Annotated in this window: 10 protein-coding genes and 1 riboswitch; of the genes, 4 read left to right on the plus strand and 6 right to left on the minus strand. The window is 68.0% G+C overall.

All coding sequences use genetic code 11. From position 1 onward, the window contains the following. Positions 1–11 precede the first annotated feature (11 nt). Positions 12–815, minus strand: a complete 804-nt coding sequence (locus tag AAFF27_10835; GenBank protein ID XAH25651.1) for an alpha/beta hydrolase — start codon at positions 813–815, stop codon at positions 12–14. Then, positions 815–2,125: an O-acetylhomoserine aminocarboxypropyltransferase gene (locus tag AAFF27_10840; protein XAH25652.1), complete on the minus strand. Its 1,311-nt coding sequence runs from the start codon at positions 2,123–2,125 to the stop codon at positions 815–817. The genes AAFF27_10835 and AAFF27_10840 overlap by 1 nt, the downstream gene beginning before the upstream one ends. A gap of 103 nt (positions 2,126–2,228) precedes the next feature. On the opposite strand from AAFF27_10840, the gene AAFF27_10845 reads away from it, so the two are divergent. The 3 genes from AAFF27_10845 to aroC all read left to right on the plus strand — a co-directional run bounded on the left by AAFF27_10845 (position 2,229) and on the right by aroC (position 5,618). Further along, positions 2,229–2,681 carry a CBS domain-containing protein gene (locus tag AAFF27_10845; protein XAH25653.1) on the plus strand — a complete coding sequence of 151 codons (453 nt, stop codon included), beginning with the start codon at positions 2,229–2,231 and terminating at the stop codon, positions 2,679–2,681. 188 nt (positions 2,682–2,869) lie between these two features. Next, entirely contained in the window at positions 2,870–4,495 is a 1,626-nt protein-coding gene (locus tag AAFF27_10850; GenBank protein ID XAH25654.1) for a methyl-accepting chemotaxis protein, read from the plus strand. Between the two features lie 28 nt (positions 4,496–4,523). Then, positions 4,524–5,618: a chorismate synthase gene (gene aroC / locus AAFF27_10855; GenBank protein XAH25655.1), complete on the plus strand. Its 1,095-nt coding sequence runs from the start codon at positions 4,524–4,526 to the stop codon at positions 5,616–5,618. Here the strand turns inward: aroC and yccS are convergent. The 4 genes from yccS to AAFF27_10875 form a co-directional block, all read right to left on the minus strand. Next, positions 5,602–7,815, minus strand: a complete 2,214-nt coding sequence (yccS, locus tag AAFF27_10860) for a YccS family putative transporter (protein ID XAH25656.1) — start codon at positions 7,813–7,815, stop codon at positions 5,602–5,604. The two genes, aroC and yccS, sit on opposite strands and share 17 nt — an antisense overlap. A 237-nt stretch (positions 7,816–8,052) precedes the next feature. Continuing rightward, positions 8,053–8,502, minus strand: a complete 450-nt coding sequence (gene nrdR / locus AAFF27_10865; GenBank protein ID XAH25657.1) for a transcriptional regulator NrdR — start codon at positions 8,500–8,502, stop codon at positions 8,053–8,055. A gap of 9 nt (positions 8,503–8,511) precedes the next feature. Next, complete coding sequence (glyA, locus tag AAFF27_10870) at positions 8,512–9,756, minus strand: serine hydroxymethyltransferase (GenBank protein XAH25658.1); 1,245 nt, start codon at positions 9,754–9,756, stop codon at positions 8,512–8,514. A 39-nt stretch (positions 9,757–9,795) separates the two neighbouring features. Continuing rightward, a riboswitch (ZMP/ZTP riboswitch) is annotated at positions 9,796–9,978 on the minus strand. Positions 9,979–10,006: 28 nt separating this feature from the next. Further along, a complete protein-coding gene (locus tag AAFF27_10875) occupies positions 10,007–10,873 on the minus strand; it encodes a lytic transglycosylase domain-containing protein (protein ID XAH25659.1) in 867 nt (288 codons plus the stop codon). A 704-nt stretch (positions 10,874–11,577) separates the two neighbouring features. On the opposite strand from AAFF27_10875, the gene AAFF27_10880 reads away from it, so the two are divergent. Then, positions 11,578–15,369: a DUF748 domain-containing protein gene (locus AAFF27_10880; protein ID XAH25660.1), complete on the plus strand. Its 3,792-nt coding sequence runs from the start codon at positions 11,578–11,580 to the stop codon at positions 15,367–15,369. Positions 15,370–15,490 lie beyond the last annotated feature (121 nt).

Below are 15,490 nucleotides of genomic sequence, written 5' to 3' on the forward strand. Positions count from 1 at the left end.
CATGCTGCTATCTATTTTAAAAAGTCCCGCAGCGCAAACAGCACGCCGTCGGGCGCCTCCGACATCAGCGCGTGGCCGGTGGGCAGGCGCACCACCGTGGCGTTGGCCGCCGCGCGCACCAGCGGCTCGGCCATGCGCGGCAGCGTCATCTGGTCTTGCTCGCCCAGCACAAACAGCACCGGGCAGCGCACCTGGGCCATGCGCTCTTCGCCCGCGCGGTAGTTGTTGCAGGCGCTGAAGCCGGTGTGAAACACGTTGGCCTTGCGGTTGCTGTGCAGCACACGCCGCATCAGCGCGCGCGAGCCGCCATACAGCCAGGTGCCCGGCCCCAGCGTGGAGGGCGGCGGCGCCAGCATCGAATGCGAAAACGTGTTGACCATGTCGATGGCCTTGAGCGGCGCGTCTTGCGAGGCCTGCAGCAAGGCCGGCGACACCGGCATCGGGAAGGCGGTGCCGACCAGCGCCAGGTGCGACACGCGCTCCGGCGCGCGGCCAGCCGCCTCCAGCGCGATCAGCGAGCCAAAGCTGTGCCCCACCAGCGCCGCGCGCGCCACGCCCAGCGCATCCAGCAGCGCCAGCACAAAGGCCGCGCCGTCTTCCACGCTGGCGGGCGGCGCGCCGGCGCTGCGGCAGTGGCCGGGCAGGTCTGGCGCCAGCACGTTCCAGCCGTGGTGCGCCAGGTAGCGCGTCTGCAAGATCCACACGCTGTGGTCATTGAGCACGCCGTGCAAAAACACGACGGTCGGCTTGGCCGGGTCGAAGGGCTTGCCGCCGGTGTAGCAATAGCTGCTGTGGCCCAGAACGTCGATCTGCATCAGGCGCCTGCCTTTTCTGCGGCTTTCAGGGCGCGCTTCAGGTCGTCGATCAGGTCGGCCGGGTCTTCCAGGCCAATCGACAGGCGGATCGTGCCCTGCGCAATGCCAGCGCCGGCCAGCGCCTCGTCGCTCATGCGGAAGTGCGTGGTGCTGGCCGGGTGGATCACCAGCGAGCGGCAGTCGCCCACATTGGCCAGGTGGCTGAAGATGCGCAGCGTCTCGATGAATTTCTTGCCCTGCTCACGGTTGCCCTTGATGTCAAAGCTGAACACCGAGCCCGCCCCGCGCGCGCCAAAGCGCAGCAGCTTCTGGGCCAGCGCATGGCTGGGGTGCGATTCCAGCAGCGGGTGGCCCACGCGCGCCACCAGCGGGTGGCTGGCCAGGAATTCCACCACGCGCTCGGTATTGGCCATGTGCCGCTCCATGCGCAGCGGCAGCGTCTCTATGCCCTGCAGGATCAGCCAGGCGGTGTGCGGGCTCATGCAGGCACCAAAGTCGCGCAGGCCCTCGCGTCGCGCGCGCAGCAAGAAGGCGCCTACGGTCGACTCCTCGCTGAAGGTCATGCCATGAAAGCCGTCATAGGCGGCCGTCAGCTCGGGGAAGCGCCCCGACGCCTCCCAGTCAAAGCTGCCCGCATCCACCACGATGCCGCCAATCACGGTGCCGTGGCCCGACAAAAACTTGGTGGCCGAGTGGTAGACCAAATCCGCACCCAGCTCGAAGGGCTTCACCAGATAGGGCGAGGTCAGCGTCGAATCCACCAGCAGCGGCACGCCGGCCTCGTGCGCAATGGCGCTCACCGTGGGGATGTCCAGCACATCCAGCCCCGGGTTGCCCACCGTCTCGCCAAACAGCAGCTTGGTGTTGGGCCGGATCGCCGCGCGCCAGCCGTCAATGTCGCCTGGCTTCACAAAAGTGGTATCGATGCCAAAGCGCCGCAGCGTGTAGTGCAGCAGGTTTTGCGAACCGCCATACAGCGCCGTCGACGCCACGATGTGGCTGCCCGCGCCCATCAGCGTGGCCACCGACAGATGCAGCGCCGCCTGGCCGCTGGCCGTGGCAATCGCGCCAACACCGCCCTCCAGCGCCGCCACGCGCTGCTCCAGCACCGCATTGGTCGGGTTGCTGATGCGCGAATACACATGCCCCGGGCGCTCCAGATTGAACAGCGCCGCCGCATGGTCGCTGGACTCGAAGACAAAGGACGTGGTGAGGTGGATCGGCACCGCACGCGCGCCGGTGGCGGGGTCGGGCGAGGCGCCCGCGTGCAGCGCAAGCGTGTCGAAACCGGGGTCGGAATAGCCGGGCAATGCAGTCTCCTGGTTTGTACCCGCTTGCGGCTACGCGCTGGCGGGTGGAATCTGGATGATTGTGGGCTATATTCAATCGGCGCCACCCCCACGGAGACCCCCCATGAAAGTCAGCGACATCCTGCGCGTCAAGGGCAATACGCTCTACACCGTCACCCCTGACGAGCCGCTTGCCACGGCCGTGAGCATCATGTCCGAGCGCGACATTGGCTCGCTGGTCGTGATGGAGCTGGGCGATCTGGTGGGCATGCTCACCTTCCGCGAAGTCATCCAGAGCATCGTGAAGAACGGCGGCAGCATCGGCACCACGCTGGTCCGCTCCGCCATGGACGACCACCCGCTCACCTGCACCTCCGAGACCGAACTGGACGAAGTGCGCCGCATGATGCTGGACCGCCACGCGCGCTACATGCCGGTGATGAACCAGAAGGTGCTGATGGGCGTCATCAGCCTATACGACGTCGCCAAGGCCGTGGTGGACAGCCAGAACTTCGAGAACAAGATGCTCAAGGCCTACATCCGCGACTGGCCCGAAGGCGCAGAAGAGCCCAACTGACGCTTATCTGCATGCGCAACAGGCTTATGCATATTGTGTATAAGCCTGTTTTTCTTTGGCATTGGCCCATGCCGCACGCCGGCGCGTAAAGTCGCGCCGCTTTTGGCCGATAAGTCCATGCAGGTACGCCTCTTGCTGTATCTGCATGGGAGCCGTCGGCTCCACTTGCCACAGGACGGATCCACATCGTGAGCTTCTTCGAAAACATGCGTGTCGCCCGCAAGGTCTGGGGAGCCATCGTCTTGCTGCTGGCCGCCATGCTGGCCATTGCCGCACTGACCTACTGGCAAGCCCAGGCCCGCAATGCCGAGGCCGCCCATGAGGCCTCGCGCCAGCACGAGCTGATCGCCAAGGCGCTGCAGTGGCGCGGTATGTCGGAGACCAGCATCGCCAAGACCATGGCCGGCGCGCTGAGCGCCGACCCGACGGTGGCCGACATGTTCAAGGACGAGCAGACGCAAACCGCTGCCGCCGTGCTCAAGTTCCGCGAGCAGCTCGGCGCCGCCGAAGACACCGAAGTCGGCCGCGCCCAGCTCGACAAGATCGACAAGATCGCCGTCACCCTGCATGAGAAAACCGCCATCCTGCTAGAGGCTCAGGAGTCCGGCGACGGCTCCGTGGTGGCTGCCAAGCTGCAGGGCGCCTACCAGCCCGCTGCCCACGCCTACCTTGGCGCCATCCAGGATTACGTGCGCATCCGCCAGGAGCGTTCCGAAGCCGTCACGGCCGAGGCCGCTGCCACCGGCCAGCGCCTGGCCATGGCCGGCGGCATCGGCGCGCTGGTGGTGGTCTTGCTGGGCATGGGCGTTGCGGCGCTGCTGGTGCGCTCCATCCGCGACCCGCTGGCGCGCTCGGTGGGCCTGGCGCAGGCCATTGCGTCCGGCGACCTGACGCAGCAGATCGCCAGCACGCGGCGCGACGAGTTCGGCGAGCTGCAGCGCGCCCTGGGCCAGATGAACGCCTTCCTGGCGCAAGTGGTGGGCGGCGTGCGCGGCGCCACCGACAACGTCGCCACCGCCTCCCGTGAGATCGCCTCCGGCAACCAGGACCTGAGCCTGCGCACCGAGCAGACCGCCAGCAGCCTGCAGCAGACCGCATCCTCCATGGAGCACCTGACCAGCACCGTGGCCCAGAATGCCGACGCGGCCCGCCAGGCGCGCCTGCTGGCGGGCTCGGCCTCCGAGGCGGCGTCGCGCGGCGGCGCGGTGATGGGCGAGGTCGTCAGCACCATGCAGGCCATCACCGAAGCCTCGCGCAAGATCACCGACATCATTGGCGTGATCGATGGCATCGCCTTCCAGACCAACATCCTGGCGCTGAATGCTGCGGTAGAAGCCGCGCGCGCCGGCGAGCAGGGCCGTGGCTTTGCGGTGGTCGCCAGCGAAGTGCGTAGCCTAGCCCAGCGTAGCGCCGAGGCCGCCAAAGAGATCAAGCGCCTGATCGGCGCCTCTGGCGACAAGGTGGAGGCCGGCGCTTCCCTGGTGCAGACCGCGGGCAGCACCATGGGCGAGATCGTCGGCGCCATCCACCGCGTGAGCGACATCATGGAAGAGATCGTGGCTGCCACCACCGAGCAGGCCACGGGCATAGGCGAGGTCAACCAGGCCGTGGCCCAGCTCGACCGCATGACGCAGCAGAACGCGGCCCTGGTCGAAGAGGCCACCGCCGCCGCCCAGGCCCTGCGCGAGCAGTCGGCGCAGATGACGGAGATGGTCGGCGTCTTCCAACTGCGCGACGGCGACCTGCTGCCGGCCCAGCACATCGCGGTGCCGCAGCCGCGTGCGCTGCCGCAATTGGCCGGCGCGGCCGGATGAGCGAGGCCGATGGGATAATCGCCGCCCTATGAGCGGCAACACCATTGGCACCCTTTTCTCTGTCACCAACTTCGGCGAATCGCACGGCCCGGCCATAGGCTGCGTCATCGACGGCTGCCCGCCCGGCATGGAGCTGTCCGAGGCCGACATCCAGCCCGAGCTGGACCGTCGCCGCCCCGGCACCAGCCGGCACGTCACCCAGCGCAACGAGCCCGACGCGGTGGAGATCCTCTCCGGCGTCTACGAAGGCAAAACCACCGGCACCCCGATCGCGCTGCTGATCCGCAATGCCGACCAGCGCAGCAAGGACTACACGGCCATCGCCCAGAGCTTTCGCCCCGGCCATGCCGATTACACCTACTGGCACAAGTTCGGCATTCGTGATCCGCGCGGTGGCGGCCGCTCTTCCGCACGCCTCACCGCGCCCACCGTGGCCGCCGGTGCCGTGGCGCGCAAATGGCTGCTGCAGCGCTACGGCGTGGTGTTTCGCGGCTGCATGACGCAGATCGGCGACCACGTGATCCCGTTCGAAGACTGGCGCCACGTTAGCGAAAACCCCTTCTTCGCCCCGGTGGCCGACGTGTCGGCGCTGGAGGACTACATGGACGCGCTGCGCAAGGCCGGTGACTCCTGCGGCGCCCGCCTGCGCGTCACCGCGCACAACATGCCGGTGGGCCTTGGCGAGCCGCTGTACGACAAGCTCGACGCCGACATCGCCCACGCCATGATGGGCCTGAACGCGGTCAAGGGTGTGGAGATTGGCGCCGGCTTTGCCAGCGTGACCCAGCGCGGCACCACGCACGGCGACTCGATCACGCCTGAGGGTTTTGACAGCAACAATTCCGGCGGCGTGCTGGGCGGCATCAGCACCGGGCAGGATCTGGAGGTTGCGCTTGCCATCAAGCCCACCAGCTCCATCATCAGCCCGCGCAACTCCATCGACATCCACGGCCAGGCGGTGGAAGTAGTGACCAAGGGCCGGCACGACCCCTGCGTGGGCATTCGCGCCACCCCGATCGCCGAGGCGCTGCTGGCGCTGGTGGTCATGGAGCACGCCCTGCGCCACCGCGCCCAGTGCGGCGACGTGGTGCTGGCGGTGCCGCCGGTCAGCGCGGCGCGGTAGCCGGGACTGCTGCAGGCGGCGCCGCGAGCCTGGCCGCCCAGACGCGCAGCGGGCCCATCTGGCGGCAGATCAGCGCCAACTGGATCTGCATGCGGCGGCTGGCTTCGTCCGCCTCTTCTGGCAACTGCTCCAGGGCCTGCGCCAGTTCCAGCGCCTCGGCATCCTCCAGCGCAGGCGCCTGGTGCGAGGCCAAGTGCTGGGCAATGTCCGCGAGCGAGCCCGCCAGGAAGCCGGCGGTGCGCCCGACCAGCGCCTGGCCGGTATCACCCGGCAGCGCGTGGCGATGCGCGCCCAGCGCCGATACATAGTTCAGCAAGGTGTGTGACTGCACCAGGAAGCGGATGCCGGCTTCGGCCCCGCGGTAGAAGAAGCTCGGCTCCTGCACCATGTTGGCCAGGGCCGTGGACAGGGCGGCATCGGCGTTGTGGGCGTTGCGCCGCGCCAGCCGGTAGGCCAGGTCGTCGCGCTTGCCGCTGCCGTGCTGCGCCATGATCTCTTGCAGGTAGCGCGCGCTGGCGGCAATCGCCTGGGCCGCGATCTTCTCCAGCCGGCGTCCCTGCCAGTCGGGCAGCACAAAGAACACCGCTATGCCGGCAATCAAAGCGCCAGCCACCGTGTCCACCAGGCGCGGCACGATCAGGTCATAGCCGTTGCCCACCTGGTTGAAGCCCAGCAGCACCAGCAGGGTGATGGCGCCCGTGGCAAAGGCATAGCGCGTCTTGCGCGTGGCGAAGAAGGCAATGCCGGTCACCACCGCAAACACCGACTGCAGCAGCAGGCTGGGGAATAGCTGCAGCAGCGCCCAGCCCGTCACCAGCCCGCCAATGGTGCCGGCCACGCGCTGCACCATGCGCAGCCGTGTGGCGCCGTAGTTGGGCTGGCACACGAAGAGCGTGGTCAGCAGAATCCAGTAGCCCTGCCGCACATGGATCAGGTGCAGCACGGCAAAGCCCGCAGCCAAGGCCAGCGCCAGCCGCAGCGCATGGCGGAACAGGGCCGAGCTTGAGGTGAACTGCGCGCGCACGCGCTCCAGCGCATCGCGCACGGTGCGCGGCGAGCGATCGAACAGGCTGCTGTCGCGCTGCGCATCTTGCGCGGGCGGGCGGCTGGCGCTGGCCAGCTGCGTGTCCAACGCCGTCAGGTTGTCGGCCAGCGCCTGCAGCGAGCGCAGCAGGCGCCGCCAGCGCACGCCGTCGGCATCCGGGGCGGGCTGCTGGCGCAGGTGCTGGATGGCGGCACGCAGGTCGGCCATGGCCTGCAGACTGCCGCCGCGCTTCTCAAAGGGCTGGCGCAGCCGGATCGCCTCGGCCAGGTCCTCGCAGGCGCCGCCTTGCAGGGCCAGCAGGCGCTGGCAGCGGTACATCACATCGCTGTGGAAGAACACATCCGTCAGCTCGCCATAGGCCTCGTGCGAGGAGCTGGCGCGCTCGTGCACGTCCTGGGCAATGAAGTACAGGCTCAGGTAGCGCCCCATGCGGCGCCCCGGCGGCGTGCTGCCCAGGCGGCGAAACAGGCTCTCTTTGGCCGCATTGAGCGCCTGCACCACCTCGCCGTTGTGCCGCGCCAGCGCAATGCGGCGGCGCTCGACGTCGATGCCGCGCACCGGCTCGAACAGCGTGGACTTCAGCCGCAGGTAGTCGCCCAGCACCTGGTAGAGCCGGGACAGGTTCTGCTGCACCGGCTGGTGGGCGAACAGGGCGGCCCACAGCACCGACAGCAGGCCGTACCAGGCCGCGCCCGACAACAGCAGCGCCGGCTCTTGCCAGGTCGGCGTGCTGCCGGCGGCCAGGTGCTCGGTGCCAATGGCGCTGTAGAGCGCCAGGATCAGGGTGGCCTGTGCGATGGCGCGGTAGCGCTCGCCTATGGCGCCCAGCATGGTCAGGCAGAACGCCGCCAGCGGCAGTGCCAGCGCAAACAGCAATGGGTGGTGGAACAGCCACTGCACCGCAAACGCGGCCGCGCCAAAGCAGCCCAGCGTGACCAGCAGCGCACGCAGCCGCCCCAGCCAGTTGTCGTCGGTCTCGGCCAGCGCGCAGGCAATGATGCCCAGGAACACCGGCATCACCAGCTCCATGCGCCCCTGTGTCCAGCACAGCGTCATGACGGTGCTGAGCGCGATAAAGACGCGCAGGCTGTAGACAAAGGTGTCCCGCGCCCAGAGGCGGCGCAGCAGGGGAAGCAGAGAGGCAGGCGTCATGGGGAGCGCAGGGCGCGAAGGCAGGCTGATCAGCCACTATCGCACGCAGGGACCGTGCCTGCCATGCGCGGCCCAGGAGCCTGTCGAGCTTGGAAAGCGTCGGCTGCAAATCGACCGCAGCGGTCCATTTTTCACCGTCTTTTTGTCCCATAGCTGTGCTATGGGTCTGCAAATCCGGCAAAAACTGTCCTCGCTGGGGCCGATTTTCGCTTTCGACGTTCCAAGCCCGACAGGCTCCTAGCGCCGCACTTCATCGACCAGTGTCTTGAACTCGTCGATATCCTCGAAGCTGCGGTAGACGCTGGCAAAGCGGATGTAGGCGACCTTGTCGAGCCGCTTCAATTCGCGCATCACCAGTTCGCCGATGCGGCTGGACGGCAGCTCGCGCAGGCCGAGGGAGAGCAGGGTTTCCTCGATGCGCTCCACTGCTGCATCGACCTGCTCCACGCCCACCGGCCGCTTGCGCAGCGCAAGGTTCATGGAGGCGCGCAGCTTCTCGCGCCGGTAGTCCACGCGCCGGCCGTCTTTCTTGACCAGCGCAGGCAGGCTGACGTCCGGCCGTTCATAGGTGGTAAAGCGCTTGTCGCAGGCACCGCACTGGCGGCGCCTGCGCACCGAAGTCCCGTCCTCGGCCACCCGGGTCTCGACGACTTGCGTATCCGGGTGGGCACAGAACGGGCACTTCATGGTGCTGGATTAGCCGTAGACGGGGAAACGGCTGGTCAGGGCGTGTACCTTGGCGCGCACTGCCTCGATGTTGGCCGGGTCGCGCGGGTTGTCGAGCACGTCGGCGATCAGGTGGGCCGTGGCACGCGCTTCTTCGTCCTTGAAGCCGCGGGTGGTCATGGCCGGGGTGCCGACGCGCACGCCGCTGGTGACCATCGGCTTTTCCGGGTCGTTCGGGATGGCGTTCTTGTTGATCGTCATGTGGGCGCTGCCCAGCACGGCTTCGGCTTCCTTGCCGGTGATGCCCTTGGCGCGCAGGTCGACCAGCATCACGTGGCTTTCGGTGCGGCCGCTGACGATGCGCAGGCCACGTTGCGTGAGCGTCTCGGCAACGATCTGCGCGTTCTTGGCCACTTGCTGCTGGTAAACCTTGAACTCAGGCTGCAGTGCTTCCTTGAAGGCCACGGCCTTGGCGGCGATGACGTGCATCAGCGGGCCGCCTTGCAGGCCGGGGAAGATGGCGCTGTTGATCGCCTTCTCGTGCTGGGCCTTCATCAGGATGATGCCGCCGCGTGGGCCGCGCAGGCTCTTGTGGGTGGTGGAGGTGACCACGTCGGCATGCGGCACCGGGTTGGGGTAGACGCCTGCGGCGATCAAACCGGCGTAGTGCGCCATGTCGACCATGAAGATCGCGCCTACGTCCTTGGCCACCTTGGCGAAGCGTTCGAAGTCGATGCGCAGGCTGTAGGCGGATGCACCGGCCACGATCAGCTTGGGCTTGGACTCGTGGGCCTTGCGCTCCATGGCGTCGTAGTCGATCTCTTCCTTGTCGTTCAGGCCGTAGGACACGACGTTGAACCACTTGCCGCTCATGTTCAGCGGCATGCCGTGCGTGAGGTGACCGCCTTCGGCCAGGCTCATGCCCATGATGGTGTCGCCAGGCTTGAGGAAGGCCAGGAACACGGCCTCGTTGGCGGAGGCGCCGCAGTGCGCCTGCACGTTGGCGGCGTCGGCACCGAAGAGCTGCTTCACGCGGTCGATGGCGAGCTGCTCGGCCACGTCCACGTGCTCGCAACCACCGTAGTAGCGGCGGCCGGGATAGCCCTCGGCGTACTTGTTGGTGAGCTGCGTGCCCTGGGCCCACATGACGGCTGGCGAGGCGTAGTTCTCGCTCGCGATCAGCTCGATGTGGTGTTCCTGGCGTGCGTTCTCTGCCTGGATGGCGGCAAAGACTTCGGGGTCGATTTGCTCGACGAGGAGGTTGCGGTGGTACATGCGGCAGTCCTGAAAGACGATGGTCCCTGCTTTGAAAACAAGGGCTGCCCAGGCGAACGGCTGAAACACTCCGGTGCCTGCAGAAAAATAAGCCGGCAGGCAGCCGGGCGGTACGCTTCCCAGTGGTTGTCGAGGGCGCGGGCCCTGCGGTTGTTCCACGTCAGCGGCAGCGAAGCCCGTTGAAGGCGCTCGCCGCGCCTATCGCCAGTCGCGTACCTGCGGGATTTTAGCGCATGACTGCAGCAGAGGCTCAGCGTGCGCCGAGTGCATCCACCTCGTCGCCGGCCAGTGCCACGATCTTGCTGGCAGCGGCGGGGGCGGGCGGTGCCGTGACCTGCAGCGACGGGGGCGGCGTGGTGCTGGAGGGCGGCGGCGTCACCATGGGCGAATTGAGCGGTACCGACTTGCCGCTGGCAACGGCACGCAGGCGGCTGTGCTCGGCCAGCACCTTGGCGGCGTAGCCGCCGTCGTCGGGCAGGTTGGCCGCGCCCACGTAGTGGCGCAGGCCGCCTTCCAGCGAGCCGGCGCGGGCGATGCATTCCTGCAGCACCTTCACGCCCACGCGCAGGTTGGTCACCGGATCGAAGGCCGCCATCTGGCCGCCAAAGTTCTGGTACTTGTCGGTGTGGATCTGGGTCATCACCTGCATCAAGCCCTGCGCGCCCACGGGGCTTTGCGCAAACGGATTGAAGCCCGATTCCACCGCCATCACGGCCAGAATCAGGGTCGGGTCGAGCTTGGTGCGGGCACCGGTCTCGAAAGCCTCGACCACCAGCGCACTGATGGGCTCGGGCGCCACGCGGTACTTCTTGCTGAGCCAATAGGCCACAGCCGCCTGCGCCTTGGGCAGTTCCTTGGGGTTGGCTGCCGTCGCGCGCTCTACGGCATCGCGTTGGATCGGCAGCCCGATCATTTCGACCTTGCGGGCCTCCAGCCAGCCCATCAAATGGGCCTCGCTGGTCTCGCGCAGATCGGCACGCACAGTGAGCGTGACGACGGCAAAAACCAGTACAAGGCCCAGCAGGGCAAAACTGTTGTGCGTGATTTCGAAGAAGCCCTCGGCGACATCTGCGGTAAAAGTTCGCAGGGCCTTGGCCACTCTTCCTGACGCTGTCATAGCTGTTCCTTTCTACGCAAGAAACCCATCCAGTGGAAGCTGCGCGTCAGACACGAACTTCGTGGAAAGGGATCCTCGTTTGGATTGGGTCGCCATCGGATTCGCGCCAGGCCTGCAGCAGCGGCAGGGGTTGGTTGAGGGGCGACGAATCGACTTAGCCGTTGGGTCGGCAGCGGGTTAAGGGTCCCGGACTCGGGAGCGGGCGGATTCTAGGAGGCTTCCAAATATCAAGTCAAGCATAAAGAAATGTCCCTTTATGTCATAACTGCAATTTGAAACAGCTCGGAAACAAGGTCTGCCGCTGGGTGCGGGACAATGCTGTAACACTGATGTTTCCGAATGAAAGAGGCAATGATGTGCTGGCGCACCATTGAAAAATCCGCTTTGAAGCCCTCCCGCAGCTTTGCTATCTTCCAGCCGTCCGAGCCATCGGACGCTTTACCGGCAGGACGCCGCGATTGGCCTCTTCAAGGGCTTGCCGCGGCAGAGCGCCGGTCCCTCCTGGGGGCAATCTCTTGCCCCCTGCGCATGGGGGACTTGTCCCTCCCTCATGCGACACCAGACGGCCATGGGTTTTATGCCCGCCGTCGAGCCCGGCGGGTCAGGTTTCAAGCCTCCCGACCGGGCTTTTTGCTGGCCTTTTCATTTCGCCGGCGTGCCTGCCACTTTCACCGGATTCCCTGCCCATGCGTGAGCCTGCTGCCATGAAATGGCGTCCTTCCGTTCCCATGGCCCTGCGCTGCCTGCGGGCTGCCGGCTATGTCCTGGCTGCGCTGTGCGTGCTGCTGGCCCTGGCCTGGTGGGGCGTGCCGAAACTGGTGCGGCACCAGATGCAGGTGCAGGGCGAGGCGCATCTGGGGCGCGCGATCACGGCCGGGCGCATCATCTTCCGGCCCTGGCGCTTCGAGCTGTCCCTGCAGGACCTGGCGGTGGCCGGCGCCCAGCCAGAAGCCGCGCCGCAGCTCACCGTCAGCCATCTGCGGGTGCGCATCGCGCCGTCCTCGTTGCTGCACCTGGCGCCGGTGATCAACACCCTGCGCATCGATTCCCCGTACCTGCGCCTCGCCCACACGGGCGGGGGGCATTACGACATAGACGACATCCTGGCCCGTGTGGCGGCCGCGCCCAAGGACCCGGATTCGGCCCCGGTGAAGTTCGCGCTGCACGACGTGCAGCTCAGTGCCGGCGCGGTGGATGTCAACGACCGCGGCCGCCTGCACCAGGTGCGCGACATGGCCCTGAGCCTGCCCCTGCTCAGCAGCCTGGAGCGCGAGCGCGATCAAGCGGCGCAGCCGCGCCTGGCCTTCACGCTCGACGGCAGCCGTTTTGACAGCGCGGCGCAGGCCACGCCCTTTGCCGAGGTACGCAAAGGCGAGGCCACGCTGCGCTTCCAGGGCCTGGACCTGGCGCCCTATCTGGATTACTGGCCCGCTGGCCTGCCGGTGCGCCTGACGGCGGGTGTGCTGGACGCAGACCTGCAGTTTGCGTTTGCCCAGGCGGCCGGACCCGAGGCCACGACGCTCGACATCCGTGGCCGGGTCACGGCACACCGGCTGGCGGCGGTGGACGGGCAGGGCGCGCCGCTGTTGCAGGCCGAGCAACTGGACGTGCAATTGGCCCATGTCCGCCCGCTGGCGCAGGAAGTGGCGATAGACCAGATCGCATTGGTGGGCCCGCGCGTGCAACTGCGCCGCCTGGCGGATGGCCGTATTGCCGGCATGCCGGCGCCGTCGGCGCCCGCGCCCGCAGCGCCTGCCGCCGCAGGCGCACCAGCACCTGCCCCCTGGGCCATCACGCTGGCCCAGGCCCAGGTGCGCGACGGCGCGGTGGATTGGACCGACGCCGCCGTTGGCGCGACTCGCCCGCTGCGCCTGCACGACGTCCAGTTCACGCTCAAGGACCTGGCCTGGCCGCTGCGCAAGCCGGTGCCGGTCCAGCTCGAAGCCCAACTCAGCGGCCCAGACGCGCCCGCCCCCAAGGGCCGTGGCGCGGTGGCCCCGGCCGCCGGTGCGCGCCTGGCCGCGCAGGGCGAGGTGGCGCTGGATGGCGGCCATGTCACGGCCAAGCTGGCCGGCTTGCCGCTGGCCTGGGCGGCGCCTTATCTCAAGCCCTACCTGAAGCCGACGCTGGGCGGCATGCTCGATACCGAACTGGCGCTGGCCTGGACGCCCGATGGCGCCACGGTCGAGGCCAAGACGCTGAGCCTGGACAAGCTGGCGCTGGAGCAGGGCGGCAAGGCCCTGGCCGGCCTGGGCCGTTTGCAGCTCGACGGCACCAAGGTGGACACGGCCCGGCGCAGCGTGCTGCTGCCCCAGGTGGCCTTGACCGCGCCACAGATAGATGTCGCCCGCAACGCGCAGGGCCACTGGATGTTCGAGGACTGGCTGCCGCCAGCGGCAGCAGCCCCGGCCGCCGCCGCTGCCGCCAAGGTCAAGGCCGAGGCGCCGTGGACCATCAACCTGGCCGCGCTGGAGGTGTCGCAGGGCGTGGTGCGCTTCCGCGATGCGGGCCGGCCGCAGCCGGTCGCGGTGGACCTGACGGAACTCAAGCTGTCCCTGGCCAAGCTGGCGCTGCCGCTGGCCAAGGGCGCGGCGCCGTCGCCAGTGGAGCTGACGGCGCGCGTGGCCGAAGCTGCCGACGCCGCGTCGGCGCGCGGCCGGCGCTCAGCCGCGCGTGGGGGCTCGCTGCACCTGCGTGGCACGGCGGCGCTGATGCCGCTTGCGCTGGAGGGCCGGGTCGAGGCCAAGCAGCTACCGCTGCAGGCTTTTGATTCCTACTTCAGCGACCTGCTCAATGTGCAGGTCGCCCGCGCCGACGTGGGCTTCACCGGCCAGGTGCGCTATGCCGACGAGGCGCGCGGCCCCGCCTGGCAGGTGCAGGGCGATGCGCTGCTGGAAGACACCCGCATCCTGAGCGCGGCGCCACTCGCGCCGGCCACCGCGCCGGCGTCCCAGGTGCGCCCGGCCGGCCCCTCGTCGCGCGGCATGCTTTCGGCGGGGGCTTTCTCCGGCAGCGCGTCTTCGCTGCTGGGCTGGAAGACGCTGGACCTGCGCGGCGTCTCTGCCAGCTCCAAGCCTGGCAGCGCGCTGCAGGTGGACGTGAAGGCCACGACCTGGAGCGACTTCTTTGCCCGCATCGCCATTGACCCGACTGGCCGCATCAACCTGCAGGATGTGGTGAAGCAAACGCCGAATGCTCCTGTTTCTGTAGCTGGTAGCCCAGGTGCAGAAAGGGCTAGAGGCCAAAATGATGCTGAAAAGCCTTCTCTTGCCCCGATCGTGCACATCGGCCCCACGCGCTTCGTGAACGGCCAGGTGCAGTTTTCTGATCAGTTTGTGAAGCCTTCCTACAGCGCCAACCTGAGCGAGCTGCAAGGCCAGCTCGGCGGCTTCTCTTCCGAGCGGCCCGCAGGCGGCGCCGCGCCGGCCATGGCCGACCTGGAGCTGCGTGGCAAGGCCGAGGGCACGGCATCGCTGGACATCAGCGGCCAGCTCAATCCGCTTGTCAAGCCGCTGGCGCTGGACATCAAGGGCAAGGTGCGCGACCTGGAGCTGCCGCCGCTGTCTCCTTATTCAGTGAAGTACGCCGGCCACGGCATTGAGCGCGGCAAGATGGACGTAGACGTGGCCTATCGCATACAGCCCGACGGCCAGCTCACGGCACAGAACTCGATCGTGCTGCGCCAACTGGTGTTTGGCGAGCAGGTCGACGGCGCACCCACCAGCCTGCCGGTGCGCCTGGCGGCCGCGCTGCTGGCCGACCGCAACGGCGTGATCGACCTGAATCTGCCCATCAGCGGCTCGCTCAACGACCCGCAGTTCAGCCTGGCGCCGGTGATCTTCAAGGCGCTGGTCAACCTGATCGTGCGTGCGGTGACCTCGCCCTTCTCGCTGCTCTCCAGCGCTCTGGGCGGGGGCGGTGGTGCCGAGCAGGCATCCAATGTGCCGTTTGCGCCCGGCAGCGCCGAACTGTCGGCCGCGGCCAAGGAAGACCTGGCCAAGGTCGCCAAGGCGCTGACCGAGCGCCCGGGCCTGCGCCTGACCGTCACCGGCACCGTCAGCCGCGAGGCCGAGGCCGACGGCGTGCGCCGCGTGCGGCTGCAGCAGTTGCTGCGCCAGGAAAAGCGCCGCGGCCTGCGCCAGGCACCGGGGCAGCAGGCGGTGCCGTCGGCGGCCGACATCAGCGTCACGCCCGAGGAGGCCCCCGAGCTGCTGCGCAAGCTCTACGACCGCACCGAGCTGCCGGACAAGCCGCGCAACCTGATCGGCATGGCCAAGTCGCTGCCCCAGGAAGAGATGGAGCGCATGCTGCTGGCACAGATCGATGTCAGCGACGACGGCCTGCAAACCCTGGCCGTGCAGCGCGGTACGGCGGTGCGCGACTACCTGGCCCAGCAGGGCGTGGCCATCGAGCGGCTGTTTGTCGGCGCACCGCGCCGGGTGGCCGATGCGAACGGTTTCACACCCCATGCGGAGCTGAGTCTGGCCACGCGCTGAGGGGGCTGGCAAGCCTCTCTATTTGAGGGTTTCACGGGCCGGGCCAAAAGGCGGTGAAAATAGCGCCTTTGCCCCGCCACATCGGCGGCGGCCGGCCACGGGCCCGTGGCCGTGTTTTCCC

It is taken from the genome of Xylophilus sp. GW821-FHT01B05 (assembly GCA_038961845.1).
GTDB lineage: Bacteria > Pseudomonadota > Gammaproteobacteria > Burkholderiales > Burkholderiaceae_C > Xylophilus.